Annotated in this window: 24 protein-coding genes; 15 read left to right on the forward strand and 9 right to left on the reverse strand. The window is 66.3% G+C overall.

Translation table 11 applies throughout. From position 1 onward, the window contains the following. Nucleotides 1-39: 39 nt before the first annotated feature. On the forward strand, nt 40-378 hold the full coding sequence (locus QOL68_RS08095) for a hypothetical protein (protein WP_283404289.1): 339 nt from the start codon (nt 40-42) through the stop codon (nt 376-378). Between the two features lie 40 nt (nt 379-418). Here QOL68_RS08095 and clpB read toward each other — a convergent pair whose 3' ends face one another. Beyond that, nucleotides 419-2998, reverse strand: coding sequence for an ATP-dependent chaperone ClpB (clpB, locus tag QOL68_RS08100; protein ID WP_282949045.1), 2580 nt, complete (start codon nt 2996-2998; stop codon nt 419-421). A gap of 129 nt (nt 2999-3127) precedes the next feature. On the opposite strand from clpB, the gene QOL68_RS08105 reads away from it, so the two are divergent. The 4 genes from QOL68_RS08105 (at nt 3128) to QOL68_RS08120 (ending at nt 9945) form a co-directional block, all read left to right on the forward strand. Next, nucleotides 3128-5281, forward strand: coding sequence for an acylase (locus QOL68_RS08105; RefSeq protein WP_282949043.1), 2154 nt, complete (start codon nt 3128-3130; stop codon nt 5279-5281). Nucleotides 5282-5371: 90 nt separating this feature from the next. Then, a complete protein-coding gene (locus tag QOL68_RS08110) occupies nt 5372-8248 on the forward strand; it encodes a M16 family metallopeptidase (RefSeq protein WP_282949041.1) in 2877 nt (958 codons plus the stop codon). Nucleotides 8249-8273: 25 nt separating this feature from the next. After that, the gene (locus QOL68_RS08115) at nt 8274-8576 is read left to right on the forward strand and encodes a hypothetical protein (protein WP_204991974.1); all 303 of its coding nucleotides are present in this window, start codon (nt 8274-8276) and stop codon (nt 8574-8576) included. Nucleotides 8577-8733: 157 nt separating this feature from the next. Then, a complete protein-coding gene (locus QOL68_RS08120) occupies nt 8734-9945 on the forward strand; it encodes a multidrug effflux MFS transporter (protein ID WP_282949038.1) in 1212 nt (403 codons plus the stop codon). Nucleotides 9946-9982: 37 nt separating this feature from the next. Here the strand turns inward: QOL68_RS08120 and QOL68_RS08125 are convergent, their stop codons facing one another. The 5 genes from QOL68_RS08125 to QOL68_RS08145 all read right to left on the reverse strand — a co-directional run bounded on the left by QOL68_RS08125 (nt 9983) and on the right by QOL68_RS08145 (nt 20659). Then, on the reverse strand, nt 9983-11533 hold the full coding sequence (locus QOL68_RS08125) for an amino acid permease (RefSeq protein ID WP_204991972.1): 1551 nt from the start codon (nt 11531-11533) through the stop codon (nt 9983-9985). Nucleotides 11534-11646: 113 nt separating this feature from the next. Then, on the reverse strand, nt 11647-13776 hold the full coding sequence (pbpC, locus tag QOL68_RS08130) for a penicillin-binding protein 1C (RefSeq protein WP_502957386.1): 2130 nt from the start codon (nt 13774-13776) through the stop codon (nt 11647-11649). 119 nt (nt 13777-13895) lie between these two features. After that, the gene (locus QOL68_RS08135; RefSeq protein ID WP_282949035.1) at nt 13896-19733 is read right to left on the reverse strand and encodes an alpha-2-macroglobulin family protein; all 5838 of its coding nucleotides are present in this window, start codon (nt 19731-19733) and stop codon (nt 13896-13898) included. A gap of 218 nt (nt 19734-19951) precedes the next feature. Continuing rightward, on the reverse strand, nt 19952-20329 hold the full coding sequence (locus QOL68_RS08140) for a histidine triad nucleotide-binding protein (protein WP_282949034.1): 378 nt from the start codon (nt 20327-20329) through the stop codon (nt 19952-19954). 9 nt (nt 20330-20338) lie between these two features. After that, nucleotides 20339-20659 (reverse strand): phosphoribosyl-ATP diphosphatase, encoded by a 321-nt coding sequence (locus tag QOL68_RS08145; RefSeq protein WP_197410162.1) that lies wholly within the window; start codon nt 20657-20659, stop codon nt 20339-20341. A gap of 89 nt (nt 20660-20748) precedes the next feature. Between QOL68_RS08145 and ung the strand changes: the two genes are divergently transcribed. The 6 genes from ung (at nt 20749) to QOL68_RS08175 (ending at nt 23551) form a co-directional block, all read left to right on the forward strand. Continuing rightward, on the forward strand, nt 20749-21462 hold the full coding sequence (ung, locus tag QOL68_RS08150) for a uracil-DNA glycosylase (RefSeq protein ID WP_282949033.1): 714 nt from the start codon (nt 20749-20751) through the stop codon (nt 21460-21462). Next, nucleotides 21459-22217: a sulfite exporter TauE/SafE family protein gene (locus QOL68_RS08155; protein WP_282949031.1), complete on the forward strand. Its 759-nt coding sequence runs from the start codon at nt 21459-21461 to the stop codon at nt 22215-22217. The genes ung and QOL68_RS08155 overlap by 4 nt, the downstream gene beginning before the upstream one ends. An 87-nt stretch (nt 22218-22304) precedes the next feature. Next, complete coding sequence (locus QOL68_RS08160; RefSeq protein ID WP_269433229.1) at nt 22305-22436, forward strand: hypothetical protein; 132 nt, start codon at nt 22305-22307, stop codon at nt 22434-22436. 34 nt (nt 22437-22470) lie between these two features. Next, nucleotides 22471-22752 (forward strand): DUF427 domain-containing protein, encoded by a 282-nt coding sequence (locus QOL68_RS08165; protein ID WP_282949029.1) that lies wholly within the window; start codon nt 22471-22473, stop codon nt 22750-22752. A 12-nt stretch (nt 22753-22764) separates the two neighbouring features. Then, on the forward strand, nt 22765-23229 hold the full coding sequence (locus QOL68_RS08170) for a YaiI/YqxD family protein (RefSeq protein ID WP_282949028.1): 465 nt from the start codon (nt 22765-22767) through the stop codon (nt 23227-23229). Nucleotides 23230-23371: 142 nt separating this feature from the next. Next, nucleotides 23372-23551 (forward strand): hypothetical protein, encoded by a 180-nt coding sequence (locus QOL68_RS08175; protein WP_204991964.1) that lies wholly within the window; start codon nt 23372-23374, stop codon nt 23549-23551. A 181-nt stretch (nt 23552-23732) separates the two neighbouring features. Here QOL68_RS08175 and QOL68_RS08180 read toward each other — a convergent pair whose 3' ends face one another. Continuing rightward, nucleotides 23733-23954 carry a hypothetical protein gene (locus QOL68_RS08180; protein ID WP_204991963.1) on the reverse strand — a complete coding sequence of 74 codons (222 nt, stop codon included), beginning with the start codon at nt 23952-23954 and terminating at the stop codon, nt 23733-23735. A gap of 128 nt (nt 23955-24082) precedes the next feature. Here QOL68_RS08180 and QOL68_RS08185 point away from each other — a divergent pair, with 128 nt between their 5' ends. The 3 genes from QOL68_RS08185 (at nt 24083) to QOL68_RS08195 (ending at nt 25187) form a co-directional block, all read left to right on the forward strand. Further along, entirely contained in the window at nt 24083-24430 is a 348-nt protein-coding gene (locus QOL68_RS08185; RefSeq protein WP_282949258.1) for an Mpo1-like protein, read from the forward strand. Nucleotides 24431-24503: 73 nt separating this feature from the next. After that, entirely contained in the window at nt 24504-24707 is a 204-nt protein-coding gene (locus QOL68_RS08190; RefSeq protein WP_204991962.1) for a DUF2061 domain-containing protein, read from the forward strand. A gap of 51 nt (nt 24708-24758) precedes the next feature. Next, on the forward strand, nt 24759-25187 hold the full coding sequence (locus QOL68_RS08195) for an OsmC family protein (RefSeq protein ID WP_058455156.1): 429 nt from the start codon (nt 24759-24761) through the stop codon (nt 25185-25187). Here QOL68_RS08195 and QOL68_RS08200 read toward each other — a convergent pair. Next, nucleotides 25184-25768, reverse strand: coding sequence for a 2'-5' RNA ligase family protein (locus tag QOL68_RS08200; protein WP_282949022.1), 585 nt, complete (start codon nt 25766-25768; stop codon nt 25184-25186). The genes QOL68_RS08195 and QOL68_RS08200 overlap by 4 nt on opposite strands. Before the next feature lie 80 nt (nt 25769-25848). Continuing rightward, complete coding sequence (locus tag QOL68_RS08205) at nt 25849-26394, reverse strand: Ivy family c-type lysozyme inhibitor (protein ID WP_282949020.1); 546 nt, start codon at nt 26392-26394, stop codon at nt 25849-25851. Between the two features lie 170 nt (nt 26395-26564). Between QOL68_RS08205 and QOL68_RS08210 the strand changes: the two genes are divergently transcribed. Next, nucleotides 26565-26972 carry a DUF1801 domain-containing protein gene (locus QOL68_RS08210; protein ID WP_058455153.1) on the forward strand — a complete coding sequence of 136 codons (408 nt, stop codon included), beginning with the start codon at nt 26565-26567 and terminating at the stop codon, nt 26970-26972. Nucleotides 26973-26986: the final 14 nt, after the last annotated feature.

Raw genomic sequence — 26986 nt, forward strand, 5'->3', positions numbered from 1 at the left:
ACGGTACGAAGAAGGGCACAGGCACCCGTCGCAAATGGCTTGGCCGGACGGCAATCCGCGCATAAGCTGCGCGGCGGAACGATGAAGAAGGTTCAGCCCATGTCCCACGTTCGATCATTGTCGCTCGGTGCCGCGCTGCTCGGTGCTGCGCTCGCGATTCCCGCCGCGGCCGGTGCCGCCGAATCGTCGACGACCGCCAGCAACGGCAAGAAGGCGCTCGACCCCAATGAGGTCGTTTGTCGCAAGCAAGAGGTGCTGGGCAGCCGCCTGAAGTCGGTTCGCGTCTGTCGGACGCGCGCGGAATGGGCCGATGCCCGCAACGAGACGCGCGGCGAAATCGAGCGCGTGCAGGTTCAGCGCGGCGCCATCGGCCAGTAAAAAAAAGGGCGCCCCTCCTCCCGGAGGGACGCCCTCTACCTTATGCCGGTGTCAGTTTCAGCGCGCCGTCGCCTTCGTCGACCCTGATCGTCGAGCCGTCACGGACGTCACCTTTCAGGATCAGGTCGGCGAGCGGGTCTTGCAGATATTTCTGCACCGCGCGCTTCAGCGGCCGTGCGCCATAGACGGGATCATAACCCACCCGGCCGAGCCACGCGCGCGCGGCATCAGTGAGATCGAGCGTGACTTTGCGGTCGTCGAGCAGCTTCTGCACGCGCGCGACCTGGATATCGACGATCCCGCCCATATGCTGCTGCGCGAGACGGTGGAACAGCACGATCTCGTCGAGTCGGTTCAGGAACTCGGGCCGGAAATGCGCGCGCACCACCTCCATCACCGCGGGCTCGGCCTGCTCGACCGGCGCATCGTCGGGCAGCGCCGCGATCGCCTGGCTGCCGAGGTTCGACGTCAGGATGATCAGCGTGTTGGTGAAATCGACCGTGCGGCCCTGCCCGTCGGTCAGGCGCCCGTCGTCGAGCACCTGGAGCAGGATGTTGAACACGTCGCCATGCGCCTTTTCGACCTCGTCGAAGAGCACGACCTGATAGGGGCGGCGGCGGACGGCTTCGGTGAGCACCCCGCCTTCCTCATAGCCGACATAGCCGGGAGGGGCGCCGATCAGCCGCGACACGGCGTGCTTTTCCATGAATTCGGACATGTCGATGCGGACCATCGCATTGTCGTCGTCGAACAGGAACCGCGCGAGCGCCTTGGTGAGCTCGGTCTTGCCAACGCCCGTCGGGCCGAGAAAGAGGAACGAGCCCAGCGGCCGGTTCGGATCCTGCAGCCCGGCGCGCGCGCGGCGAACCGCAGTCGAGACGGCGCGCACCGCCTCGTCCTGGCCGATGACGCGCTTGCCGAGCGTGTCCTCCATGCCCAGCAATTTCTCGCGCTCGCCTTCCATCATCCGGTCGACCGGGATACCGGTCCAGCGGCTGACGACGGCGGCAATGTCGTCGGCGGTGACTTCCTCGCGCAGCATCGCGTTGCCCGCGACGGCCTGTGCCTCCTCGAGCTGTTTTTCGAGGCTCGGGATGGTGCCGTATGACAGCTCGCCTGCCTTCGCGAGGTCGCCGGCGCGCTGCGCCTGATCGAGCGCAGAGCGGGCGGCGTCGAGCTGCTCCTTGATCTTCGCCTCGGCGTGGATCTTGTCCTTTTCGGCCTGCCATTTCTGCGTGAGCGCCGCCGACTGTTCTTCGAGGTTCGCGAGTTCGGCGCGCAGCTTGTCGAGTCGGTCCTTCGACGCCGCATCGCTTTCCTTCGACAGCGCCGCTTCCTCGATCTTCATCTGGATGATGCGGCGATCGAGATTCTCGATCTCCTCGGGCTTCGATTCGACCTCCATGCGGATGCGGCTCGCGGCCTCGTCCATCAGGTCGATCGCCTTATCGGGCAGGAAGCGGTCGGAGATATAGCGGTTCGACAGCGTCGCGGCGGCGACGATCGCGCCGTCGGTGATCCGTACGCCGTGGTGCAGCTCGTATTTTTCCTTGAGTCCGCGCAGGATCGAGATCGAATCCTCGACCGTCGGCTCGCCGACGAACACCGGCTGGAAACGCCGCTGCAACGCGGGATCCTTTTCGACATATTTGCGATATTCGTCGAGCGTCGTCGCGCCGATGCAGTGGAGCTCGCCGCGCGCGAGCGCGGGCTTGAGCAGGTTCGACGCGTCCATCGCGCCGTCCGACTTGCCCGCGCCGACCAGCGTGTGCATCTCGTCGATGAACAGGATAATCTCGCCCTCGGCCGACTTCACTTCGTCAAGCACGCCCTTGAGGCGCTCCTCGAACTCGCCGCGATATTTGGCGCCCGCGATCAGCGCGCCCATGTCGAGCGCGAGCAGACGGCGGTCCTTGAGGCTGTCGGGGACGTCGCCGTTGGCGATCCGCAGCGCAAGGCCTTCGGCGATCGCGGTCTTGCCGACGCCGGGTTCACCGATGAGGACGGGATTGTTCTTGGTCCGGCGTGCAAGAATCTGGACGGTGCGGCGAATCTCCTCGTCGCGGCCGATCACGGGGTCGAGCTTGCCGTCGCGCGCGACTTCGGTGAGGTCGCGCGCATATTTCTTGAGCGCCTCGAAACTGTCCTCGGCGCCCGCGCTGTCGGCGGTGCGGCCGCGGCGCAATTCGTTGATGACGTTGTTGAGCGCGTCGGCCGTCACGCCGGCATCGGCGAGCGCCTTGCCGACCAGGCTGGACGGAGCGAGCACCATCGCCAGAAGCAACCGCTCGACGGTGACATAGCCGTCGCCGGCCTTGGCCGCGAGCTGTTCGGCCTGGTCGAGCAGGCGCACCGCATCATTGTCGAGCCCCGGCGTCGCTTGCGCGCCCGAGCCCGAAACGGCGGGCACCTTGGCAAGCAGCGCGTCGATACCCTGCACCGCACGCGGCACATCGCCGCCGGCGCGCTGGATCAGGCCGGCAGCCATGCCTTCTTTATCTTCGAGCAGCGCCTTGGCGATATGCTCGGGACTGATCCGCTGGTGGTTCATGCGGATCGCGATCGTCTGCGCCGCCTGCAAAAAGCCCTTGGCGCGATCGGTGAATTTTTCGAGGTTCATGTCGAGTAAGCCCCTTTCTCGCCACCAAGATAGTGTTGCCAATTTGCAACACAAGGCCATGGCTTTTCGCGCCGTGAAATTTAGGCCATGAGGTCGGCATCATTGATACCGAATGGAGAAGAAAAGCGGATGCGCAAATTTTTCGTCGGCGTCCTGATCCTGTTCGTGGCGATCCTCGCCGGCCTGGCGCTTTGGGAGCCGCTGACGGCGCAGGCGCCGACGGCGACCGAGTTCAGACCGGCCGACGTACAGATTGCGCGCGACAAATATGGCGTACCGCACATCTTCGGAAAGACCGACGCCGACGTCGCCTATGGCGTCGCTTACGCCCACGCCGAGGATGATTTTGCGACCTTGCAGGAAGTGCTGGCGATGACGCGCGGGCGCGCTGGCGCGATGCTTGGCGAGGATGGCGCGAAGGTCGATTATGCCGCGGCGCTGCTCGATGTGCGGGCGACGACCGCGCGCGACTGGCCGCGGCTTCCGAAGGATGTGCGGGCGCTGTTCACCGCCTATGCGGCGGGGCTCAACCATTATGCGGACAAGCATCACGATGAGGTGCGGCTGTCGGGGCTGTTCCCGGTGACCGGCGAAGATGTCGTCGCGGGCTTCGTGCTACGCTCGCCCTTCTTTTTCGGGCTCGATTCGGTGCTCGGCGGGCTGACCGGCGACAAGCCCATGGGCCGCGAGGGCGGGCCGTCGCTCGATGCGAAGGGCAAGCTGGTGCCGCGCGAACTGACTCCGGTCGGCCGCGATCCCGAGGCCAATGGCTCGAACGGCATCGCGGTGGCGCCGTCGCGCGCGACCGACGGCGCAACGCGGCTCGTCTCGAACTCGCACCAGCCTTGGACGGGCGGGGTCGCCTGGTACGAACTGGTCGTCCATAGCGGCGAGGGCTGGGATTTCGCGGGCGCGAACTTCCCCGGCTCGCCCTATCCCTTTCTCGGGCACAATAAATATCTCGGCTGGACCAACACGGTGAACCGGCCCGACCTGATCGATATCTACAAGCTGGTGCTCGACGAAAGCGGCGAGAAATATCGCTTCGACGGCAAATGGCTGCCGCTTGAGGAAAAGCGCATATGGCTGCGCGTCAAATTTGGACCGCTGGTGATCCCGGTGCCGCGGACGATCTATCGCTCGGTGCAGGGGCCGGTGATCAAGAACGACAAGGGTGCCTTCGCGATCCGCTATGCCGGCATGGATCAGTCGGCGATGGTCACCCAATATTACCGGTTGAACAAGGCGAAGAATTTCGCCGAATGGCGCGCAGCCATGGCGGGGCAGGGCGTACCCGCGACCAATTTCATCTACGCCGATGCGAAGGGCAATATCGGGCTTTTCTACAACGCGATGTTCCCCGATCGGCCCGCAGGTTACAATTGGCGCGGCATCCTGCCGGGCGACACTTCGGCCGACGTCTGGACCAAGACGTTGCCGTTCGACCGCGTCCCCGCGCTGGTCAATCCGCGCTCGGGCTATGTGATGAACGCGAACAACACGCCGTGGGTCGCGGCGGGGCCGGGCGACGAGCTCGATGCCGCCGCCTTTTCGCCGCTGCTCGGGGTCGAAGACGACATGACCAACCGCGCGACGCGTCTGATCACCCTGTTCGAGCAATCGGGCCAGATCGACGAGGCGCGGCTGAAGGCGATCAAGTACGACACCGCCTATGCGAAGACCGGCTACGCGAAGGCGTGGATGGACCGGTTGCTCGCGCTCGATACCAAGGGTGATCGGGCGCTGGCCGAGGCGCAGGGCCTGCTCCGCCATTGGGACTGGAACCTCGACGGCAAGGGCAAGGGCGACGCGCTCGCGCTGATGGTGCTTCGCCCCGCCAACGGCAGCCATTATCAGCGCAAGCCCGATCCCGATCCGCGGCAGGTGCTGAGCGATGCGGTGAATCACCTGCAGGAGCATTTTGCCGGGCTCGATCCCAAGCTCGGTACCGTGCTGCGGCTACGGCATGGCGAGGGCGCGCATCGCATCGACCTGCCGCTCGATGGCGGCAACGATACGGTGCGCGCCTCGACCTTGTGGGACGTCGAACCCGACGGGCGGCTGAAGGTGCGCCACGGCGACAGCTTCATCATGTTCGTGATGTGGGATGCGGCGGGCAAGGTGCGGTCGGAATCGGTCCAGCCCTTCGGCGCGGCGACGACGCGGCCCGATAGCCCGCACTATAACGACCAGGCAAAGCTGTTCGTCCAGCACAAGCTCAAGCCCGTATTGTTCGATCCGGCGGCGCTGAAAGCCAGCGGAGCGCGCTTCTATCGGCCTTGAAAGCCGCGAAGCGCCGTCCTAAACCGCTGATACAGTGCCGTCCGGCACCCCGATCGCGCGTTCGCGCGGCCTTGCTTCAAGAGGAAGTTCATGCCCCGTTTTCCCCGTGCCGCCCTCGTCCTCGCCCTATCGACCTCGCTCGTCGCCGCGGGCCCCGCGCTCGCCAAGGCAAAGGAGGCGAAACCCGCGCCCGTCGCCGACCTCGTGAAGGCGGTCGACATTCCGTATCAGAGCTTCACGCTCGACAATGGCCTGCGCGTCATCGTCCACGAGGATCGCAAGGCGCCCGTCGTCGCGGTGTCGGTCTGGTATCGCGTCGGGTCGAAGCATGAACCCGCGGGCAAGACGGGCTTCGCGCATCTGTTCGAGCATCTGATGTTCAACGGTTCGGAAAATGCGCCGGGCGATTTCTTCGAACCGCTGCAGCAGGTCGGCGCGACCGACAGCAACGGCACGACCAGCTTCGACCGCACCAATTATTTCGAGACGGTGCCGACCGGCGCGCTCGACCGCGCGCTGTTCCTCGAAAGCGACCGCATGGGGCATCTGCTCGGCGCAGTGACGCAGGAGAAGCTCGATAACCAGCGCGGTGTCGTCCAGAACGAGAAGCGCCAGGGCGACAACAATCCCTATGGCCTGCTGCGCTACGAGATTTTCGAGAATCTCTTCCCCAAGGGGCATCCCTATCACCACAGCACGATCGGCTCGATGGCCGACCTCAATTCGGCAAGCCTTGCCGATGTGAAGAAGTGGTTCACCGACAATTACGGCCCGAACAATGCGGTACTCGTCCTCGCGGGCGACGTCGATGTCGCCACTGCAAAGGCCAAAGTGCAGGAATGGTTCGGTGACATCGCGCGCGGACCCGAGGTGAAGGCGCCGCCGGCGTCGGTGCCGACCCTGCCAGCGCCGCTCGCGAAGGAGGTCAAGGATCTGGTGCCCACCACGCGCATCTATCGCATGTGGGCGATCCCGGGGCTGAACGATGCCGAGGCGGTGCCGCTACAGATGGCGGCGGCGGTACTCGGCGGGCTTTCCTCGTCGCGGCTCGACAATGCGATGGTACGCAAGGATCCGGTCGCGGTCAGCGTCGGCGCGGGCGCGCAAACCTTCGAGGATGCGGGCATCTTGATCGTCCAGGCCGATGTGAAGCCCGGCGTCGATCCGAAGGTCGTCGGCGACAAGCTCGACGCCGAGATCGCGAAATTCCTCGAAACCGGGCCGACCGCCGACGAATTGCAGCGCGCCGCGGCGAGCTATCTCGGCGGGACGATCTCGGGGCTCGAATCGGTCGGCGGTTTCGGCGGCAAGGCGGTGACGCTGGCCGAAGGCGCGCTCTATTCGAACGATCCTGCCTATTACAAGGTCGAGCTCGACCGGCTGGCGAAGGCGACCCCCGAGCAGACCGCCGCGATCGCGCGCAAATGGATGTCGCGCCCGGCCTTCTCGCTTACCTATACGCCCGGTGAACGCACCGAGGGCGGTGAAAACCGCGGCGGCGCGGTCACGGCAGGCAAGGTCAGCGCGGTTGCGCCCGACCGCTACTGGAACCCCGAACTCGGCGATGTCGGTCCCGACACCGGGATGGATACGTCGTTCGCCGACCGCTCGCAGCTTCCGGCCGTCGCCGACCTCAAAGCGCTCGACTTCCCGGCAATCGAGCGCGCGAAGCTCAAGAACGGGATCGAAGTCGTCTTCGCGCGCCGCGCGACGGTGCCGACGGTCAATGTCGCGGTCAGTTTCGACGCGGGTTATGCCGCCGATCCGCGGGGCGCGCTCGGCACCCAGTCGCTGATGCTCAGCCTGATGGACGAGGGCACGACGAGCCGCGATTCGATCGCCTTCGCCGAAGCGAAGGAGCGCCTCGGTGCGCAGATCGACGGATCGGCGACCGCCGACGAGACGGTGTTCAGCCTGTTCGCGCTGAGGCCCAATCTCAGCGCCTCGCTCGGCCTGCTTGCCGACTATATCCGCAATCCGGCGTTCGACGCGCGGGAACTCGACCGCGTTCGTGCGCAGCAGCTCAATCGCCTCAAGGCCGAACTCAACAATCCGAACGCGATTGCGAGCCGCGTGCTGATGCCGGTGCTCTATGGCGCCGACCATCCCTATGGCATTCCGCCGTCGGGCCTCGGGACGACGGCGGCGGTGACCGCGGCGACGCGCGACCAGCTCGCGGCCTTCCATTCGGCGTGGATCCGGCCCGACAATGCGCGCATTTTCGTCGTCGGCGACACCACGCTGAAAGAGGTGACGAAGCAGCTCGATGCCGCTTTCGGCAACTGGAAGGCGCCCGCATCGGCCAAGGGTGCCAAGCATTTCGAAACCCCGGTGCCGACACCGAAGCCGCGCATCCTGCTCTTCGACCGGCCGAAGTCGCCGCAGTCGGTGATCATGGCGGGCAAGGTACTGACCGTGAAGGGCAGCGACGAGATCGAGCCGCTGCGCGCCGCGAACGATATCTTCGGCGGCAATTTTCTGTCGCGCTTCAACATGAACCTGCGCGAGACCAAGGGCTGGTCCTATGGCGTGCGCTCGCGGATCTCGAACGACAGCGACCGGTTGACCTGGGTCGCGATCGCGCCGGTGCAGGCCGACCGCACCGGCGATTCGATCAGGGAGTTCCAGAGCGACATCCAAGCCTATCTCGGCGACAAGGGCACGACCAAGGAAGAGCTGGAGCGCACCGTCAACGGCAGCGTCCGCGAGCTGCCCGGCAGCTTCGAGACTTCGGGCGACGTGCTCGGCGGGATTCGCCAGATCGTGAAGTTCCAGCGGCCCGACGATTATTACGAGAAACTGCCCGCGACCTATGAGGCAATGACGACCGCGGAAATCGACGCCGCGGCGCGCAAGGCGCTCAGCACCGGCGATCTCGTCTATGTCGTCGTCGGCGACGCGGCGGTGGTCAAACCGCAGCTTGACGGGCTGGGCCTGCCGGTGGAAATAGCGACACCCGCTAACTAACATCAGTTTCAGTAGGAGAGAGTCTATGTCCGGTGTCGATGGCAGCTATGAGTGCGTAACCAAGTCGCCGATGGGCGACCAGAAGTCGGTTTTCACCGTCAAGAGCGACGGCGACAGCTTCACCGGCCAGAACGCCGGCGCGATGGGTTCGCTCGATGTCGAGAATGGCAAGGTCGACGGCAACAAGCTGACCTGGACCATGAACATGAAGGTGCCGATGCCGATGACGCTCGAATGCGAAGCGACGATCGACGGCGACGCGCTGACCGGCACGATCAAGGCCGGCGCCTTCGGTTCGATGGCGATGACCGGCACGCGCCAGGCCTGATTTTCGGGTCGCACGGAAACGGAAAGGGCCGTCCCGGATGGGGCGGCCCTTTTGCTTTGCATAGCTTTTCTGAGGCCGGGGGCTATCCAAAGCGGCGGCTTGGGCGCATAGGCCTCCCGCAATGCACAAAATGACCGAATCCCCCCAGCGGTCCCGCATGCCCGGTGACCGCGAAATGGTGTTCATGATGGCGATGGTCATGGCGCTGAATGCGCTCGCCATCGATTCGATGCTGCCCGCGCTGCCCGCGATCGGCGAGGGGCTGGGCGTCGCGTTGGCCAACGACCGCCAATATGTCATCTCCACCTATCTTTTCGGAATCGGCGCGGGCTCGCTGCTCTATGGCCCGCTGTCGGACCGCTTCGGGCGCAAGGGCGTGCTCGTCCCGGCGCTGTTCGCCTATGTCGCCTTCTCGATCGGCTGCGGGCTCGCGACGAGCTTCCCGATGCTGCTTGCGCTGCGCTTCGGCCATGGCCTCATCAGCGCCGCGCTCGGCGTCATCGTCGTCGCGGTCATCCGCGACCTCTTCTCGGGCGATGCAATGGCGAAGCGGCTGTCGATGATCTTCCTCGTCTTCATGATCGTCCCCGCGATCGCCCCGACGATGGGCGCAGGGGTTGCCGCCGTCGCCGGGTGGCGATCGATCTTCATCGTCCTCGCGGTGATGGGTGTGGTGATGATCCTGTGGCTGCGCCGCCTGCCCGAGACGCTGCATCCCGACGACGTGCGCCCGCTCGATCTCAAGACGATGATTGCGGGCTGGGCGACCGTTACGCGGCACCGCCGCGCCGCGGGCTATATGATCGCCTCGGGGATGATGCAGGGCGCGCTCTACGGCTATCTCAACAGCAGCGAGCAGATCATCGCCGATATCTTCGATGCGCGCAGCTGGTTCCCGCTGGTGTTTGCGTGCGTCGCGCTCGGCATTGCGACCGCCAATTTCTCGAACGCCGCTATCGTCGAGCGCTTTGGGGCGCGGCGCGTGTCGCAGAGCGCGACCTTTGCCTTCATGGCGACCTCGATCGTGCAGATCCTCGTCGCGCTGAGCGGCGCCGAGACGCTGTGGATGTTCACGGTGCTGATGATGGTCAACGTCGGGCTGATCGGCTTCATCGGCAGCAATTTCGGATCGATCGCGATGGAGGACTTCGGCCATATGGCCGGCGTCGCGTCGTCGTATCAGAGCTTCGCCAAGACCTTGCTCGCGGCGACCGTCGGGGCGCTGATCGGGCAGCAATATGACGGCACGACGCTGCCACTTGCCTATGCCTTCCTGATCTCGGGCGTCGTGGGTCTGATATTGGTGTTCTGGGCCGAGCGCGGCAAGCTGTTCACGCGGCCGGGAACCGCGCCCAAGACGCCTTACTGACCGGGTAAAAAGAAAGGGGGCCGAAGCCCCCTTTCCCTTAACCGTTGAACGAGGGAGCCGGCGGCACCGGCGGCGGCGGCGCGTCGGGATCCTCTTCATGCACCTCGACATGGCCGAGCCCGACGTGGCTGCGCGAGCGGCTGTAGCCGAAATAGACCAGCAGACCGATGGCAGCCCAGATCAGGAAGAGGATGATGCTCTTGTGATCGAGGCTGGCGAACAGATAGATGCAGCCGCCGATCGCGATCGGCGCGGTGATCCACACCAAGGGGGTGCGGAACGGCCGGTGGCGGTTGGGTTCGGTCTTGCGGATCACCATCACCGCGATCGACACCGCCGCGAAGGCGAAGAGCGTCCCCGAGTTCGAGATGTTCGCGAGCTGGCCGACCGGGAAGAAGGCGGCGAAGAGCGCGACCGCGATGCCGGTGATGATCGTGATCACGTGCGGCGTATTGAACTTCGGGTGGATCTTCGAGAAGGCGGCGGGGAGCAGGCCGTCGCGGCTCATCACGAAGAAGATGCGGGTCTGGCCGAACATCATCATCAGGATGACCGACGGCAGCGCGAGGCCGGCGGCGAGACCGAGCAAATTGCCGATCTGCGGCCAGCCGATTTCGCGGAGCGTGAACGCCAGCGCTTCCTTCGAGCAGACGACATCCTTGAAACCCTCGGCGGCGCGCGTTGCGCATTGCGCGGCGAGTTCGCGGCTGCCGGGATCGAGGACTGCGCCCGCTGCGCCGGTCACCGGCTGCGAGCTGAGACCCGGAGCGCCGATCACGCCAGCGGCGACGAGCAGGTAGAAGATGGTGCAGATGGCGAGCGAACCGATCAGGCCGATCGGCATGTTGCGCTGCGGATTCTTGGTTTCCTCGGCCGCGGTCGAGACCGCGTCGAAGCCGACATAGGCGAAGAAGATCGACGCTGCCGCCATCGAGATGCCGATGAAGCCGGTCGGTGCAAACGGCGAGAATTGCTCGCTGTTCATGACCGGCACGGCAAGGATGATGAAGACGGTGAGCGCGGTGACCTTGATCGCGACGAGGATCGCGTTGACGGTCGCGCTTTCCTTGGTGCCGATAACGAGCAGCCACGTCACGAGCCCGGCGATGAACATCGCGGGCAGGTTAATCGCGCCCCCGTCGAAGGGGCCGGCAACGAGGGTGTCGGGTATGTCTATGCTGAGAAGATTCTCGAGCAGGCCGACGACATATCCGGACCAGCCAACCGAGACCGCGCCCGCGGCGACCGCATATTCGAGGATCAAGGCCCAGCCGACCATCCACGCGATCAGTTCGCCCATCACGGCGTAGCTATAGGTATAAGCCGAGCCCGAGACGGGCACCATGGCCGCCATCTCGGCGTAACAGAGCGCCGCAAAGGCGCAGACGAGGCCGGCGATGATGAAGCTGACCATCATGCCCGGGCCCGCTTTCTGGGCGGCCTCGGCGGTCAGCACGAAGATGCCGGTGCCGATGACGGCGCCAATGCCGAGCATGGTGAGCTGGAAGGCACCGAGCGATCGGTGCAGCGACTTTTTCTCGGCGGTGGCCAAGATGGCGTCGAGCGATTTGACGCGACCAAATATCATCCAAAATTCCCCTTTGGGGCCCGGGTGCGGGCCTTCTCCTGGCGGGGCAGACTAAAGGCTCTGCGCGTCAGCGCAACTTAATTTCAGACGTGTGACAGGGGCTTTGTCGCAGTTCAGCGCACCGTGAAGCGGACACGGTCGATCGGCTTGCCGCCGGGATCGACGAGGGTCAGCATATGGATGCCGGGGCGCGGCAATATCTGCTGCCCGCCGTCGGCGTCGCCCAGCACGCGCTTGTCGAGGATCAGCCGATAGCCGGGGACGTCGCCGCTGACGATCACCGCGAGGCGCTGGCGATCCAGCGGGATGTCGGGATCGAGCGCATAGACGCTGCCGCTGACCGGGCTGGTGATGCGCGGACGGCGCGCGGCCTGCGGTGCGGCCGCCAGTTCGCTCTGCGCGGTGCCGGTCAGGAAATACTCGCGGCGCGGCGGCTCGCGGGTGCCGGGGAGGCTGATCTGGCGCACCTCGACACCCGCAGGCATTGCGGGGGCCTTGCCGGGGCTGCTCGCGTGGAGCGCCATCATCACGTCGCGCCAGACGGGGGCTGCGCCCGAGGTGCCCGACACCGCCCGCATCGAATCCCCCTCCAGATTGCCGACCCAGACCGCGACGGTGTAGCGGTCGGTGAAGCCGATGCACCAATTGTCGCGCATGCCCTTCGAGGTGCCGGTCTTGGCAGCGGCCCAGAAAGGCAGGCGGAGCGCGCTATCGGCGCCGAAGGCGTCGGCGCGCGCCGACGCATCGGCGAGGATATCACCGACGATGAAGGCGGCGGGGGCGCTGACGATCCGGCGGGATTCGGGGTCTTCCTCGCCGGGCCGGAAATGGACCGGCGACCAGAGGCCTTGATTGGCGAGGGTACGGAACGCGTTGGCCTGCTCGACGAGGCTGGCCTCGGCCGAACCGAGCGCGAGGCTGAAGCCGTAATATTCGCCGTCCTCGACGAGGCTGTGGTAGCCCAGCGCCCAGAGGCGGTCGCGGAATTCCTGGACGTCGTCGATGACGAGCGCGCGCACCGCGGGGACGTTGAGCGAGCTGGCGAGCGCGTGGCGGACGCTGACCGGCCCCTTGAAACTGTGGTCGTAGTTTTTTGGGACGTAGAGGCCGGAGGCGGTGTCGAGCTGGACCGGGCTGTCGTCGAGGATCGAGGCGGCGGTGAGCCAGCCATGCTCGATCACCTGCGCATAGAGATGCGGCTTCAAGGTCGAGCCCGCCTGCCGCGGCGCGTTGGCGCCGTCGACCGCGGCCGCGGTCGATTTGAGGCCGACGCCGCCGACATAAGCGAGGACGTCGCCCGTCGCATTGTCGAGCACGACGACCGCGCCGTCGCGCACGCGGTCGGAGCCGAGGCCCGCGAGCTGGCGGCGCAGCGCGACGATCGCCGCGGTCTGGATGCGGCGGTCGATGGTGGTGGTGACGCGCTTGCCGGGCTTGTCGAGCAGGCGCGTCGCGAGGTGCGGGGCGAGCCCGGGGTCGAAGCGGGTGGCACGCTCGCCTGAGACGAGCGTCGCGGCGGCGGCGTCGATCGTGCTGCAATCGGCTGCCTTGGCGATACGGCAGGCGCGCTTGCCGAGTATTTCGGCTTTCGCGGCGGGGTTGGGGAACAGGCCCGCAAAAAGCGCGGCGTCGGTGCGGTCCATCTGGGTAGGGGTCTTGCCGAACAGGCTCTGCGCGCCCGCGCCAATCCCCTGTACCTCGCCGCGCAGGGGAAGCAGATTTAAATAGGCCTCGAGCATCTGTTCGTGCGTCCAGTCGCTCGCGAGCGCCTGCGCGGCGCGCATCTGGCGGACCTTGGCGAGCCAGCCGCGCTGGCCGGGTTGCGCGAGTTCGGGGGCGAGGAAAGCGGCGAGCTGCATCGGCAAGGTCGAGGCGCCGCGCGACCTGCCGCCCGTCCAGCGAGTCTTGATCGCGCTCGCGATCGCGAGCCAGTCGACCCCGCCGTGCGACCAGAAGCGGTGATCTTCGGCTGCGATGACGGTGTTACGGACGTCGGGGCTGATGTCCTTCAGCGGCACCCACGCGAGGCGGCGGCGCTCGAAATCGACGCGCTCGCTGTCGAGGAGCCTGCCGTCGCGGTCGTAGAGCCAGGCTTCGCTGGGCTTCCAGTCGGCGCGGACCGTTTCGTAGGCGGGCATCGCCGGGGGGCGGGTGAGGAGATGCGCGGCGGTGGCGAGGATGAGGGTGGCGAGCGCGAGCCAGCCCAGCGCATCCTGCCAGCGCCACTTGCGGGCCTGCTTCATCATCTAATTCAGCACGCGCTCCCGCGAAGGCGGGAGCCCATCTCCGGTCGGTTCAAAATCGAGCCGTCCGGAGATGGGCCCCTGCCTTCGCAGGGGCGCAAGTTCAAGCGCGTTTTCCATCACTCCGCCGACGCCGCGACCGTCACCGGCGCGTTCGGCCATTGGCCGCGGATTGCGGGGGAGTACATCGCCTCGACGCGGGTCGGGGGCAGGGTGAATCTACCCGAGCCGCCCAAGCGCACGACATATTCGACCGCGTGGGTGCCCGCGGGCATCCAGCCGTAATAGCCGCGCCAGCTGTCCTTGCCGCGTTCGACGTAGCTTGGCTGCCAGCTCGACCCGCTCGCCTGCGCGCCGAGCATCTCCGACTGGCCGCCGAGGTTGCCGACGATCGTCGCGCCCGGCGGAACCGGATCGTTGATCACGACCCAGGTCCGGCCCGCGGCGGCGATGACCTCGATCCGCACCTTGATCACGTCGCCGCGGGTCAGACGGTCCTTGTTCGCCGCCTTGACGACGCTGACCGAGCGCTTGATCCGATAGCCCGCGTTGAGCGGTTCCTTCAATGGCACCGCGGCCTTGACGCTGACGGTCGCCCACGGCGCGCCGGTGCCTTCATGCTTCAGGCTCATCGTCGCTGCGGCGAGCGCAACGTGAAGCGGCGAAGGTGTTTCGGCGGGCAGCGGCCAGCTTTGCGAGGCGGTGCCGCCCGCAAGGCTGATGTTGGTGACGCCGGTGATCGCGCTTGCGGGGTAGAGTTCCGCGAAGCGGCGGACGGTGACCGCGCCCCAGGCGTTCGCCGGGGTGGTGTCCCAATGGCCCTTGCGCTGGCGCTGCGCGACGCCGACCATCAGTTTGCCCGCGTCGTCCTCCCAGCCCTTGCGCCCGAGCACGGCTTCGAGCGCCTTGATCGCCATCTCGTCGCCGCTCGTCATCATCCACCAAGGTGCGCGGGCGTCGTCGACGAGGTCGAGGCGCGTGCCTTCATAGACGAGCCGCTTGCGCAGCTCGGCTTCGGCTGCGGTACGAAGCGCCGCGGCGTTGCGGACGCCCGGGGTGCGCTCGATCGCGACGAGCCAGTCGGCGAGGGTGCCGGTCGCCATGTCGATCGGCTTGGTGTCGATCGACGCGACGAGCGCGGGGCTCGACGCATTGTTGCGCGCGAGCGCCGCGAGCGCGGCGATGCGGATCGGGCGGAGGTCGTAGGGACCATAGCCCTTGCGGGTCAGCCGCCCTTCGACGACCGCCTGCAGCGCCTTCACCATCTTCGCCTTCGAGGCGTCGGGGATCGCGAAGCCGTTCGCGGCGGTCACCGCCATCACATAGGCGGTAAGCTCGATCGAGCCGTCCATCCGCTCGTTCGGCCAGTAGCGAAGCAGCCCGTCCTTATCGAGATAGGTCGGCATCGCCCCCGCCAGCGCCTGCCATCGGCCGACATCGCCGAGCGCGATCGCGCGCGAGGTCGACTGTTCGAAGCAGTTGTACGGGTAGATCGCCATATAGTCGCGGACGCCCGAAAGCGGCGGCGCGAGCGTGCCGGCGAGCGCGACGTCGACATAGCCGCCGGGCAGCGCGCCCGCGGGGATCGCGATCGGCAGCGTCGTGTTCGGGCCGACGCGGAACAGGCTGGCGGCCCAGGTCTCGACCGGGATCGCCGGCTCGACGACCTGATCAAAGACGAGGCGGTCGCGCGCCTTGCCGTCCTTCGACACCGCATCGACAGTCCACTGGATCGGCCCGGTCTGTTCGGGTGCGGTCACCTGCCAGTTGACCGGCACCGCGGCGCCCGCGGGGATCGTCACGGTGAGCGGCGGCGCGGTGAGGGTCGCAGGCGACAGCGTCGGGGTGGCGGTGACCGTCATCGCCTTGTCGGTGCCGTTGCGGAGCGTGAAGCGCGCGTCGAAGACGTCGCCGGTGCGGACCAGTTCGGGCAGGCCCGCATAGACGCCGAGATCCTGCACGGTCCGGATACTGGCCTCGCCGGTCCCGAAATATTGCGAGCCGTCGGTGGCGATCGCGACGAGGCGGAAGCCCGAAAGATTGTCGCTGAGCGGGACGTCGACGTTCGCGCGGCCCTTGCCGTCGAGCGGGACATGCCCCTGCCACAGCAGCACGGGGCGGAAGTCCTCGCGGGTCAGCCCCGAAAGGTCGCCGCCGCCACCGCCGCCGGGTTCGAGCGCCTTGCGGCCATAGTGGCGCTTGCCGACGACCTGCATCTGCGCGGTCGAGGTCAGGACGTCGAGCGTGCGCTCGCCCATCATCGCGTCGATCAGCTTCCAGCTTTCGTTCGGCGCGAGCTGGAGCAGCGCCTCGTCGACCGCGACGAAGGCGACGTCGGCGCCGCTGGCGGGCTTGCCCGACGGGTTCTTCACCTCGATCGCGACCTTCGCGGTCTCGCGGATCGCATATTTTACCTTGTCGGCCTTGACCTTGACACCGAGCTGATGGCCCTCCCAGCCGACCTTGATCTTCGCGATGCCGAGGCGGTAGCTCGGCTTGGCGAGATCGACGAGAGCGGTGGGCGGCGCGCCCTCGCTATTCTCGATCTTGAAGCCCACCGCGCGCTTCATCTTGCGGAACCAGCTTTCGTTGCCGGTGACGCGGCCACGAACCGCCATCACCGAGACATAGACGTCGGGTGCGTAAGTGGCGGGCAGCTTGACCTTCACGACCGGATTGGTGCCTTTCAGCGGCACGACGAAGCTGGAGAGCACGCCTTCGCGCTCGACGGTGACGAGCGCGGTCGCTTCGCGGAAGGGCATGCGGACCTGGAAGCTGGCGGTGTCGCCCGAGGGGTAGCGCGGCTTTTCGGCGATCACGTCCATACGGTCGCCATTGTCGCCGCCGAACCACCAGTCGTTGTCGCCCGCGAGCCAGACCGAGCGCACCGCGCGGGCCTCGTTGCCGTCGGCATCGACCGTGGTTGCGACGACGGTGACTTCGCCCGAGACGCCGGGCGCCATCGCGCAGCGCGCGCGGCCGAGCTTGTCGGTCGTCGCTGCGCAGGTCGCATCGAGCTTCGTCGTGCGCATCTGGTTGTCATAGGCGTAGAAGCCGCCGATCAGGCGGCGCCGCGCGGTGATGATCTCGCGATTGTAGAGCGCGACCTGGACGCGCTGCCCCGCGATCGGGCGGCCATCCAAATCGAGCGCGACGAAATTGAGGCGGAGATCCTTGTCGCGCATCAGCCAGCCGTCGGTCTTGACGCCGAGGCGCACCGCCGACGGGAAGAGCATGATGCGGCGGCTCGACGTCAGCGTTTCGCCATTCGCGTCCTCATAGTCCATTTCGACCGCCATCTGCGTCGGCTGGGTGACCGGCTGATCGACGGTGATATTGGTCGCGGCGCTGCCGTTCGCGTCGAGCCGCAGCGGAACCGAGCGCGCGAGCGGAAGCTCGGCCTCGGGTTCTTCGCCGCTGTCGTCGAGCTGAATCACGCCTTCCTTGACCGGCTGGCCGTCGAAATCCCAGTCCTGATAATCCTCGGGCGCGTTCCAGCTGGCGCGGAAGTTGGTGCGGATCTCGACCGGAATATTCGGCGCAGGGCCGCCCGAGAGATAGCCGACGAAGAAGGATAGCGGCACCGTCGTCGGCCGCACCGGAGGCGTCTTTGGCCCGGTCACGGTCGCCTTCATCGTCGGCAGGCGATATTCGTCGACCTTGACCGTCTGGCCCGACCAGATTGTCTTGTCCTCGCCCTTCTTGTCCTTGGTCACGAAAACGAGTTCATAGTCGCCCATCGGGGCGGACGCAGGGACGTTCCAGACCGTTTCGCCGCTGCCGTTCGCGTCGATGGCGAACGGCATTTCGAATTCGGTATCCGAACCACGATGGACGAGGCGGAGCTTGCCCGCGAGCGGCCCCGGCGTCGAGAACCCGGTCCCGACGGGACGGCGCAGAATATGCTTCATATGGACCGTCTCGCCCGCCTTGACGAGCGCGCGGTCGAAGAGCGTGTGGAGGATATCGCCGCGTTCGGACCAGCCGTAAGGCAGGTCGAAATCATAGGGACGGATGCCGTTGCCCCAGTCGGTGAGGGTGAAGCTGAAATCGTCGCCGCTGCGGGCGCTGACCATCAGGGCGTGGCCCTCGCTGTTCGCGGGATCGGGGTCGTCCTCGCAGCTCGCATAGGTTTCGGGCTGCGGCAGGGTCGACGCGAAGGCAAGGCGGCCCGACTTGTCGGCGGTGCCGCGCGCGAGCAGGCGGCCGGTACAGCTGTCGGTCACGCGGATTTCGGCGCCCGCGACGGGCAGGCCGGTGTCGAGCGCGGTGACCCACGCAAGCGAGCTTTCGCGGCCCCATTTGAAATGCACCGCCATGTTGGTGACGAGTGCGGCGGTCGCGACATAACGCGTCGCCTTGCGGCCGAGCAGCACCGCGCCGAGTTCGGGGCTGGCGATCTCGACGACGTGGAAGCCCTTTTCGGCCAGCGGAATGCCGACGACCTCGAACTCCTTGCCGCCGGCGGCGGGCGAAAGCTGCATGTCGCGGCGTTCGCCGCCTGCGGGCGCGTCCTCGAACACCGATTTGGTGCCGGTGTAGTTTACCGTGACGTCCTCGCCTTTCGCATTCTTTTCTTCGCGATAATCGGTGTCGTCGGCATCGGCGACGCGCTTCAGCCAGCGCGCGATCGCAGCATCGTCGTCGCCGACCTTCAGCGTCGTTGCGGGCATCTTGAGGTTCTTGCTGACCATCGACGCCTCGACCCCGCGCACGGTGACGGGCAGGATGCCGCCCTCCGACGCTTCGAGAATGCCGAATTCGGCCGCGAATTTGACCAGCGGCGGCGCGCGGTCGATGTGGAATTTCAATGGGAAGTTCGACTGGTTCTGCAGCTTGCGGCCGCTCTGGTCGGTGACGTCTGCCGGCAGGACGAGCGTCGCGTCGACATTCTGCGATAGCGGGCCCGAGAAGTGAACGCGCTCGAGATATTTGTCGTTCTTGTCGTCGTCGTCGAATTTGGCGGTATAGCTCTTGCCGTCGGTGGTCTTGAGCGTCGCGGCGAGCGCGGTTTCGCGCGGCACCGGCGCGGCAAAGATGACATTGACGTCCTTCAGCGGGTTGCAGCCTGCCTGTGGATTGACGCGGCTGCACGACATTTTGGCGGTGAAGGCGGGGCGCACATCATGGTCGAACCGCTGGTCGCGGCCCGCGGTGCGGCCGGGCACGCCGGCCTGCGAAATACGCGCGTCCCACACAAGCGCCATCTCGCGGCCCGGTGGCAGCGGACGGCGGCATTTGACCGGAACGACACGCTCGAGCAGCGCATCGCGGTCGCTGCCCGCGGCGGGCAGGCGCAGCGGCAGGCCCGCGTCATAGGCGAAGGATTGCGCCGACCAGTCGCTGCCGAGGCCTTCGAGGATCTTCACCGCGGTGTCGCGCGGGAGCACGTCGACGGGAATCTTCTCGCCGATGCCGTCGACCGCGCAATAGGCGAAGCGGCCGACCGAGGCGCGGTCGGCGGCGACGTTGGTCGCGACGAGGAAAATCTGGTCCTCCTCGATCCCGTCATAGGTGCCGCCCGCCAGCACCGCGCGCGCCGAGGGGCCGCCGGTGTCGATCTCGAACCGGCTGTTTCCGACGACACCGACACCGCGTGCGGTCGTCAGGTCGCTGCGGAGCTCGACGTGACAGCTGACGCCGCCGGGGAGCGATTTTTCGAATTCGAGCACCCAGGTGCGCGTGTCGACCCAGCGGCTCGTTGCATCGACCTTGCAGTCATGGGTCGCGGGCGCCCTGGCACGCGGATCGCCGAGCGGGACCATGTCCTCGGAGAAGCGCAGCGTGAAGCGGCTGATCGTGCCGTCGCCGGTGCCCGACGAGCCGGGGGTCGCGAGCGTGACCTGCGGGACGGTGTCGCCGCCCGCGGCGACGAGCGCGAGGCCGAGGGGAACGATCAGCGCCAGCTTGATCCTGCCGGCATAGCGCTTCGCCAGCGCCCGCCACCCGTGCCGCATGCCTTGTCTCCCCGGTCTGACCCGAAATGCTATCCTGCTGGAAACGGGTGCATGAGTCCACCCGTCGCCGCGCAGCGCGCACGGTTAATCGCAAAGCGGGAAAGCGCTGTGACGGCCAGCATAGACAGACTCGAAAATGGGGAGAGTCGGAAAACGGATTCAACTTCATTCGTCATCCCGGACTTGATCCGGGATGACGAGGTTGGACGGTTGCCCACTTACCTTGCGAGCATCGGACCCAGCTTCTGCCCCGCGAAGATATGGACGTGGAGGTGCGGCACCTCCTGATGACTGTCGAAGCCGACGTTGGCGAGCAGCCGATAACCCGGGGCGACGATGCCCTGATCGCGCGCGACCTTGCCGACGGCACGGACGAAGCCGGCGATTTCGGCGTCGCTGCCGCGCTCCGAAAAATCGTCCCAGCTGACGTAAGGGCCCTTGGGGATCACGAGGATATGCAGCGGCGCCTGCGGATTGATATCGTGGAAGGCAAGGGCATATTCGTCCTCATAGACGGTCTTCGACGGCAGCTCGCCACGCAGGATGCGCGCGAAGATATTGCTGTCGTCATAGGGAAGCGTCGCGTCGATCGGCATGGAAGGCTCCTATTGGGGGCGGCTGGCTTTTTCGGCGTGGCCCGAGGTGCCGTGGCGTCGACCGAGTTCGGCAGCGACGGCGTCCCAGCCGAGGCCGCGGTCGGCGAGCAGGATGGTGAGGTGGAAGATGAGGTCGGCCGCTTCCCCGGTCAGCGCCGCATCGTCCTCGGTCAGCGCGGCGATGATGGTTTCGGTCGCTTCCTCGCCGAGCTTCTGCGCGATCTTGCCGCGGCCCTTCGCGGCGAGGCTCGCGACATAGGATGCGCCCGCGTCGCCGGCGGCGAGCCGGTCGTTCACCACCGCTTCGAGCTGGGTCAATGTCTCGCCGATCGCCATAGGAGCCGCCCTTTCGTTCGTCGCCGTGCCTAGCGGCGGGAAAGGCGCTGGACAAGCTGCGATGCCTCTGGTGAAGCGCGGACATGGCCGAGGTCAAATTGCATCCCGACTGGCTCGCCGCGATCGGCGGCGAGTTCGAGCAGCCCTATATGGCGGCGCTGAAGGCGTTTCTCGCGGGCGAGCGCGACAAGGGAAAGGCGATCTATCCGCGTCCGCGCGACTGGTTCGCCGCGCTCGACGCGACGCCGCCGCAGGATGTGCGCGTCGTGATCCTGGGGCAGGACCCCTATCACGGGCCGGGGCAGGCGCATGGGCTGTGTTTCTCGGTCCAGCCGGGGGTGCGAACGCCGCCAAGCCTCGTCAACATCTACAAGGAAATGAAGGCCGATCTCGGCATCGCGCCCGCGCCGCACGGATACCTCAAGCATTGGGCCGAGCAGGGCGTGCTCCTTCTCAACAATTGCCTGACGGTCGAAGCCGGAATGGCGGCGTCGCACCAAGGCAAAGGGTGGGAGAAGTTCACCGACGCCGCGGTTGCCGCCGTCGCGGCCGACCCCGCGCCGAAGGTCTTCATTCTGTGGGGCAGCCACGCGCAGCGCAAGGCTGCCAATGTCCCGGGACTTGGAGCGGACAGCCCGCACCTGATCCTGCGCGCGCCGCACCCTTCGCCGCTGTCGGCGCACAACGGCTTTTTCGGGTCGAAGCCCTTCAGCCAGGCGAACGCTTTCTTGGAGACGCACGGGCGCGGGGCGATCGACTGGCGGCTGCCCGACAATCCGGAGGCGCCCGCCGCATGAGCCTGTTGGCCGACCCGGCAACGCTCGCGGTGCTCGTCGCGGCGGTGATCCTCGTCGGCATGGCGAAGGGCGGGCTGGCCGGAGTCGGCGCGCTTGCAACCCCGCTCGCGGCGCTCGTCCTGCCGCCCGCGACCGCTGCGGCGGTGCTGCTGCCGATCCTGATCGTGCAGGACGCGATCAGCGTCTGGGCTTTTCGTCACACATGGGACGGCTGGATCATCGGCTGGATGCTGCCCGGCGCCGCCGTCGGTGTCGCGGCGGGCTGGTTCTATGCCGAGCGGGTCAACGAGGCGCAGTTGATGATGGCGCTGGGCGCGATCACGCTGGCGTTCGGCGTCTATCGCCTGTGGGTCGAGCGCGGCGGACGCGTCGTCGCGGCGTCGACCTCGCCCGGCTGGGTCGGGACGATCTTCGGCGGGATTATGGGGCTGACGAGCCAGATCGCGCACGCCGGCGGACCGCCGTTCCAGATGTGGGTGACGCCGCGCAAGCTGCCGCACCTGACCTTCATCGGGACGAGCGCGATCCTGTTCGCAATCGTCAACTGGATGAAAGTGCCCGCCTATCTCGCGCTCGGCGCCTTTCCGCACGAGGTCGTCGTCGCGGCGCTGCTGCTGATGCCGCTCGCGATCGTCTCGACGCTGCTGACGGTGCGCTGGATGAAGCGGATGAATCCCGAACGTTTCTATGTCCTCATCTATCTCTTGATGGTCTTCCTCGGCGCGAAGCTGCTCTGGGACGGGCTGCACGGATGATTGCCGGAATAGGGCGACGCGGGCGTGCAAAGCGCCTAGGCTGTCCGGCGACGGGTGTTCATGCCCGCCGCCGCAAAGGTATTGACCATGGCCAAAGGCCAGAAGAAATCGAGCCGCGAAGCCCGCAAACCAAAGGCCGAAAAGCCCAAGAAGCCGAATGCGAGCAATCCGTCGACCAAGCCGGGCGTTGTCGCCGGGCTCGACAATATGAAGAAATGACCGCGCATGCCGCGGTGGAAAACATGAGGCCGTCATGGTGAAGGCCGTGTGGAACGGTGCGGTGATCGCCGACAGCGACGACATTGTCGTCGTCGAGGGCAATTCCTATTTTCCGCGCGCCGCGGTCGATGCGGCGCTGTTGTCGGACAGCGCGACGACAAGCTTTTGCCCGTGGAAGGGCGTCGCGCATTATCATCATGTCACGGTCGACGGGCGGGTGAACGAAGACGCGGCCTGGTATTATCCGGAACCCAAGGAAGCGGCGGCGGCGATCGCGGGCCGCATCGCCTTCTGGAAGGGCGTCGAGGTCGGCTGACTTCGTCCATAGATGCCCGAGACCGTCCAGATCCTCGTCGATGCCGATGCCTGTCCGGTAAAGGACGAGATCTACAAGGTCGCGTGGCGGCACGAAGTGGCGGTGAAGATCGTCAGCAACAGCCGGTTGCGCGTGCCAGACCATCCATTGATCGAGCGCGTGGTCGTCTCGGACGGGTTCGACGCCGCCGACGACTGGATTGCCGAGGCTGCCAGTGCGACGAGCGTCGTAATCACTGCGGACATATTGCTGGCCGATCGCGCGCTGAAGGCCGGGGCGACGGTGCTCGCGCCGACCGGCAAGCCATTTACGGCCGCATCGATCGGTCCGGCGATCGCGACGCGCGCGATCATGGCCGACCTGCGCGCCGGCATGGGCGAAGGACTCGGCGGGCCGCCGCCCTTCTCCAAGGCCGACCGGTCGCAATTCCTGCAGGCGCTCGACACGGCTTTGGTGCGGCTGAAGCGAGCAGGATAAGTTTCTTCGCTTTCTTTTCAGTCTCTTGTCATTTTTCTTCGCGCGAGTGACCGCGATCACCGCGAGATGTGACGTCATGCGGCAAAAGCTCTTCATCGAAACATCAACCGCCCCCCGGCGGACAGACCGAGAGGAAGAGACGATGACCAGCAAGATGATCGCCCCCGTGATGGCCCTGACGATCGCGCTGTCGGCGACCCCCGCGATGGCGCAGTCGGCGCAGCCCGCGCAGGGGAGCATGACGATCAGCAGCGGCCCGATCCAGATCCTGATCGGCCTTCTTCTTCCCGCGGTGCAGAAGGTCCGCGAGGCGGCGCGCTAATAAGCCTCCCGTTCCGTGCTGGCCCGTACGCCGGCACGGGGCCAGCCCTCCCGCCACGCAGGACCCCGGCGGGAGGGCACAATTTCCCCGCACGGGGTTGCGGCGGTTTATCCGAAGGGGGACCGGGCGGAACCGCCGGCGCCGCCCGACCTCCCGAAAGGTGACGGTCGGGCGGCTTCGTTCAGTTGCCGGCGCTGCGATGACGGAAGAAGGCCAGCAGCAACACGACGGTGACGATGCCGACCATCGCGCCTGCGGAGGTCGTGACCAGCCGGATCGATTCGGCCGGGTCGTTCGAATTCCAGGCACCGCTTTGCGTCTGCCCGATCATCCACCAGGCGCCGCCGATGATGATCGCGTCGAGCAGGACCAGCCCCATGAGCGCGCGAACCGATTTCTTCATGACCGCCTCCCCTGTCCGACCCGCGCGCGATCCTATCACATTGTCACAGAATGCCGAAATATTTGGCGCTGCGACGGCAGGGTGTCTTTCGTTTGACCAGCCGCCATCCGCAGCGCATCCTCGGCGCCATGTCACGGCTCTACACGAACTTCGCCGAATTCTGGCCCTTTTACCTGCGCGAGCATAGCAAGCCGCGGACGCGGGCGCTCCACTATGTCGGGACCAGCCTTGTCGTGCTGATCGCGGCGGCGGCGCTGCTGACGGCGCGCTGGGGCTGGCTCGTCGCTTTGCCGGTCGCGGGCTATTTCTTCGCGTGGGTCGCGCATTTCGGGGTCGAGAAGAACCGGCCGGCGACCTTCACCTATCCGCTGTGGAGCCTCGCCGCCGATTTCCGGATGTGGGGGCTCTGGTTGACCGGCCGGCTCGGCCCCGAGCTCGATCGCGCGGGGGTAGAACGCAAAACTCGATCAGACTGACCGAAAGCCATCGCTGGCCGTTATTGCGAATCATTCTTAAATTCTTGATGTTCGCAGTTACTGGAGACGGACGATGCCGACCGACCTGATCAAGACCTTCACCTATTTGTCGATCCATCTGACCATCGGGTTCAGCGTCGCCTATGTGATGACGGGCTCGGCGACGCTCGCCGGCGGGATCGCTATCATCGAGCCCTGTATCAATGCCGTCGCATTCTTCTTCCATGAAAAGGCGTGGAAGCGACTGGGGTCAGGGCGTAAGCTGCTTTCGGCCTGATCGCTCCCCGATCATCATCGAGTCCTACCGACCCAACCGAAGGAGACCAACATGACCGTCAACCGCGCATCCGCCCGCTACGAAGGCTTCGGCAAGGAAGGCAAGGGATCGATCACGACCAAATCGGGGGTGCTGAATGCACAGCCCTATGGCTTCGGGACGCGCTTCGAAGGTCAGCCCGGGACGAATCCCGAGGAACTGATCGCAGCGGCGCATGCCGCCTGCTTTACCATGGCGCTGTCCTTCGGGCTGGCGCGGGCGGGCTATTCGGGCGACACGCTCGAAACCGGCGCGGCGGTGACGCTCGAGCAGCAGGATGGGGGTTTCACCATTACCAAGTCGGCGCTGACGCTGACGGGCAAGGTGCCGGGGATTTCGGCCGAGGAGTTCGCCGCGATCGCCGCGGAGGCCGAGAAGAATTGCCCGGTGTCGAAGCTGCTCAACTGCGAGATCACGCTCGAACATAGTCTGGAAGGCTAAGCCGCGCGGCGAAGCGGCGACGGCAGTTCGTCGGCCATGAAGTCGAACGCGCCCTGCGCCGGAGCAAGCAGCCGCCAGCTTTGGAGGACGCGGTAGCGGCCGTGTCCGACGTGACTTTCGATCAGGGCAAGATCGCGCGGGATCCAGTTCCACATGACCGGCACCGGATCGAAGGGATGCCTGCCATGCCCCAGCGTCACATGCGGGCGGAGGCCCGAATGGCGATACAGGGGTTCGATCCCATGCGGCGCGAGAAGCGCAACGATCGCCTCATAGAGTTGGCGAATGGCGGCGACGCTCCCGGCGGTGACGAGTTCGGCGCCCGCGCCCTTGCTGACGATCCGGCCGAACGGGATGCAGGCTGCGCCGGGCAATCCCGCTGCGAACGCCTTCGCGACCCGTTGCCGCAGAAACGGGTGCGGGGCGGACGCCTCGTCGATCGTGCAAAGCGTCACGTGGTAATTCTGCGGCTTCAGCCCCGCGAACAGATCGCCCGAAACGGGCGGCAATTGGCGTGCCAGCCAGCCGGCGCGGTCGGCCGGAACCTGAAAGCCCAGAAAATAGCGGAACATCGGCGTCATCGGTCTTCCTCCGAATCGGATAATGTTCCTATTATGTTCTCAATCGGCGCGCGAGTCGAATCATCGCGAGGAACCGCGCGCTACTGGCAGTTGCCGTCGCGTTTTTCTTCCTTGCCGGTCGACAGGAACCAGCGCGATTTCGCGGCGTCGGCTTCCTCGTCATAATAGCAGACGTCGGTCGCGCCGGTGCGCGGGTCGACCAGCACCGCCCATTGGTGGGCGCCGCAATTATGCGCCTCGCACGCCCACGACATGACCTTGTCGCCGCGCATCTCGATCGGGCCCGCGGGCCCTTCGAGCGTCGTGATTGCTTTCAGCGCGGCCTTGTCCCTGACGCTCGCGGCGATGCCCGCCTTGACGAGCGCATGGTCGTTCCATGCGACGCCGTCGACCTTGTCGAAGGGATATTTGCCCACATAAGAGGCGAGCTTCGACCCGGCCGTCGGTGGCAGCGGCGAGGGCGCTTCGGCCGGCTTTGCAGCGGCGGCGGGTGCGGGGGTTGCTCCCTCCGCGGCCGGAGCTGTCGTCGTGGCGGCGCCGGCGGGGGTCTCCCCGGCCTTTTCGCCGCAGGCGCCCAGCATCAGCGCCACGGCGGGCAGGCATATCGTCGAACGGCGGATGGTCATGGCTTTCTCCCTGAAACACGAATTTCCGAGAGCGGACACGGCGGTACGCTAATCGCAGCCTAGCATCGTTGCGCCCGCCATGTCATCGTCGGCTCGGACGCTATCGGGCCGAGGCGATGACGGAAAAGGTGGCATTGCTGTCGGGCGAGCAGATGTGAGGAGAGATTTGGGTGTCTGACGAAGATCCCTCGGCGCTGATCGATGCCAAGATCGCGTCGCTCGGCGACTGGCGCAGTGCGACGCTGGCGAAGCTCCGCGCGCTGATCCGCGAGGTCGATCCCGACGTCGTCGAAACGGTCAAGTGGCGCAAGCCGACCAATCCCGGCGGGGTGCCGACATGGGAGCATGCGGGGGTGCTGTGCACCGGCGAAACCTACAAGGACAAGGTCAAGCTGACCTTCGCCAAGGGGGCGGCGATCGACGATCCGGCGCGCCTGTTCAATTCGAGCCTCGACGGCAATGTCCGCCGCGCGATCGATCTGTTCGAAGGCGACGGGGTCGATGCCGCGGCGTTCAGGGCGCTTGTTCGCGGAGCGGTTGAAGCGAATCTTGCGAAGCCTGCACGCACCAAGGCGTAAGTAGGGATCAGCGC

This window comes from Sphingopyxis sp. Geo25, assembly GCF_949769135.1.
Classification (GTDB): domain Bacteria; phylum Pseudomonadota; class Alphaproteobacteria; order Sphingomonadales; family Sphingomonadaceae; genus Sphingopyxis.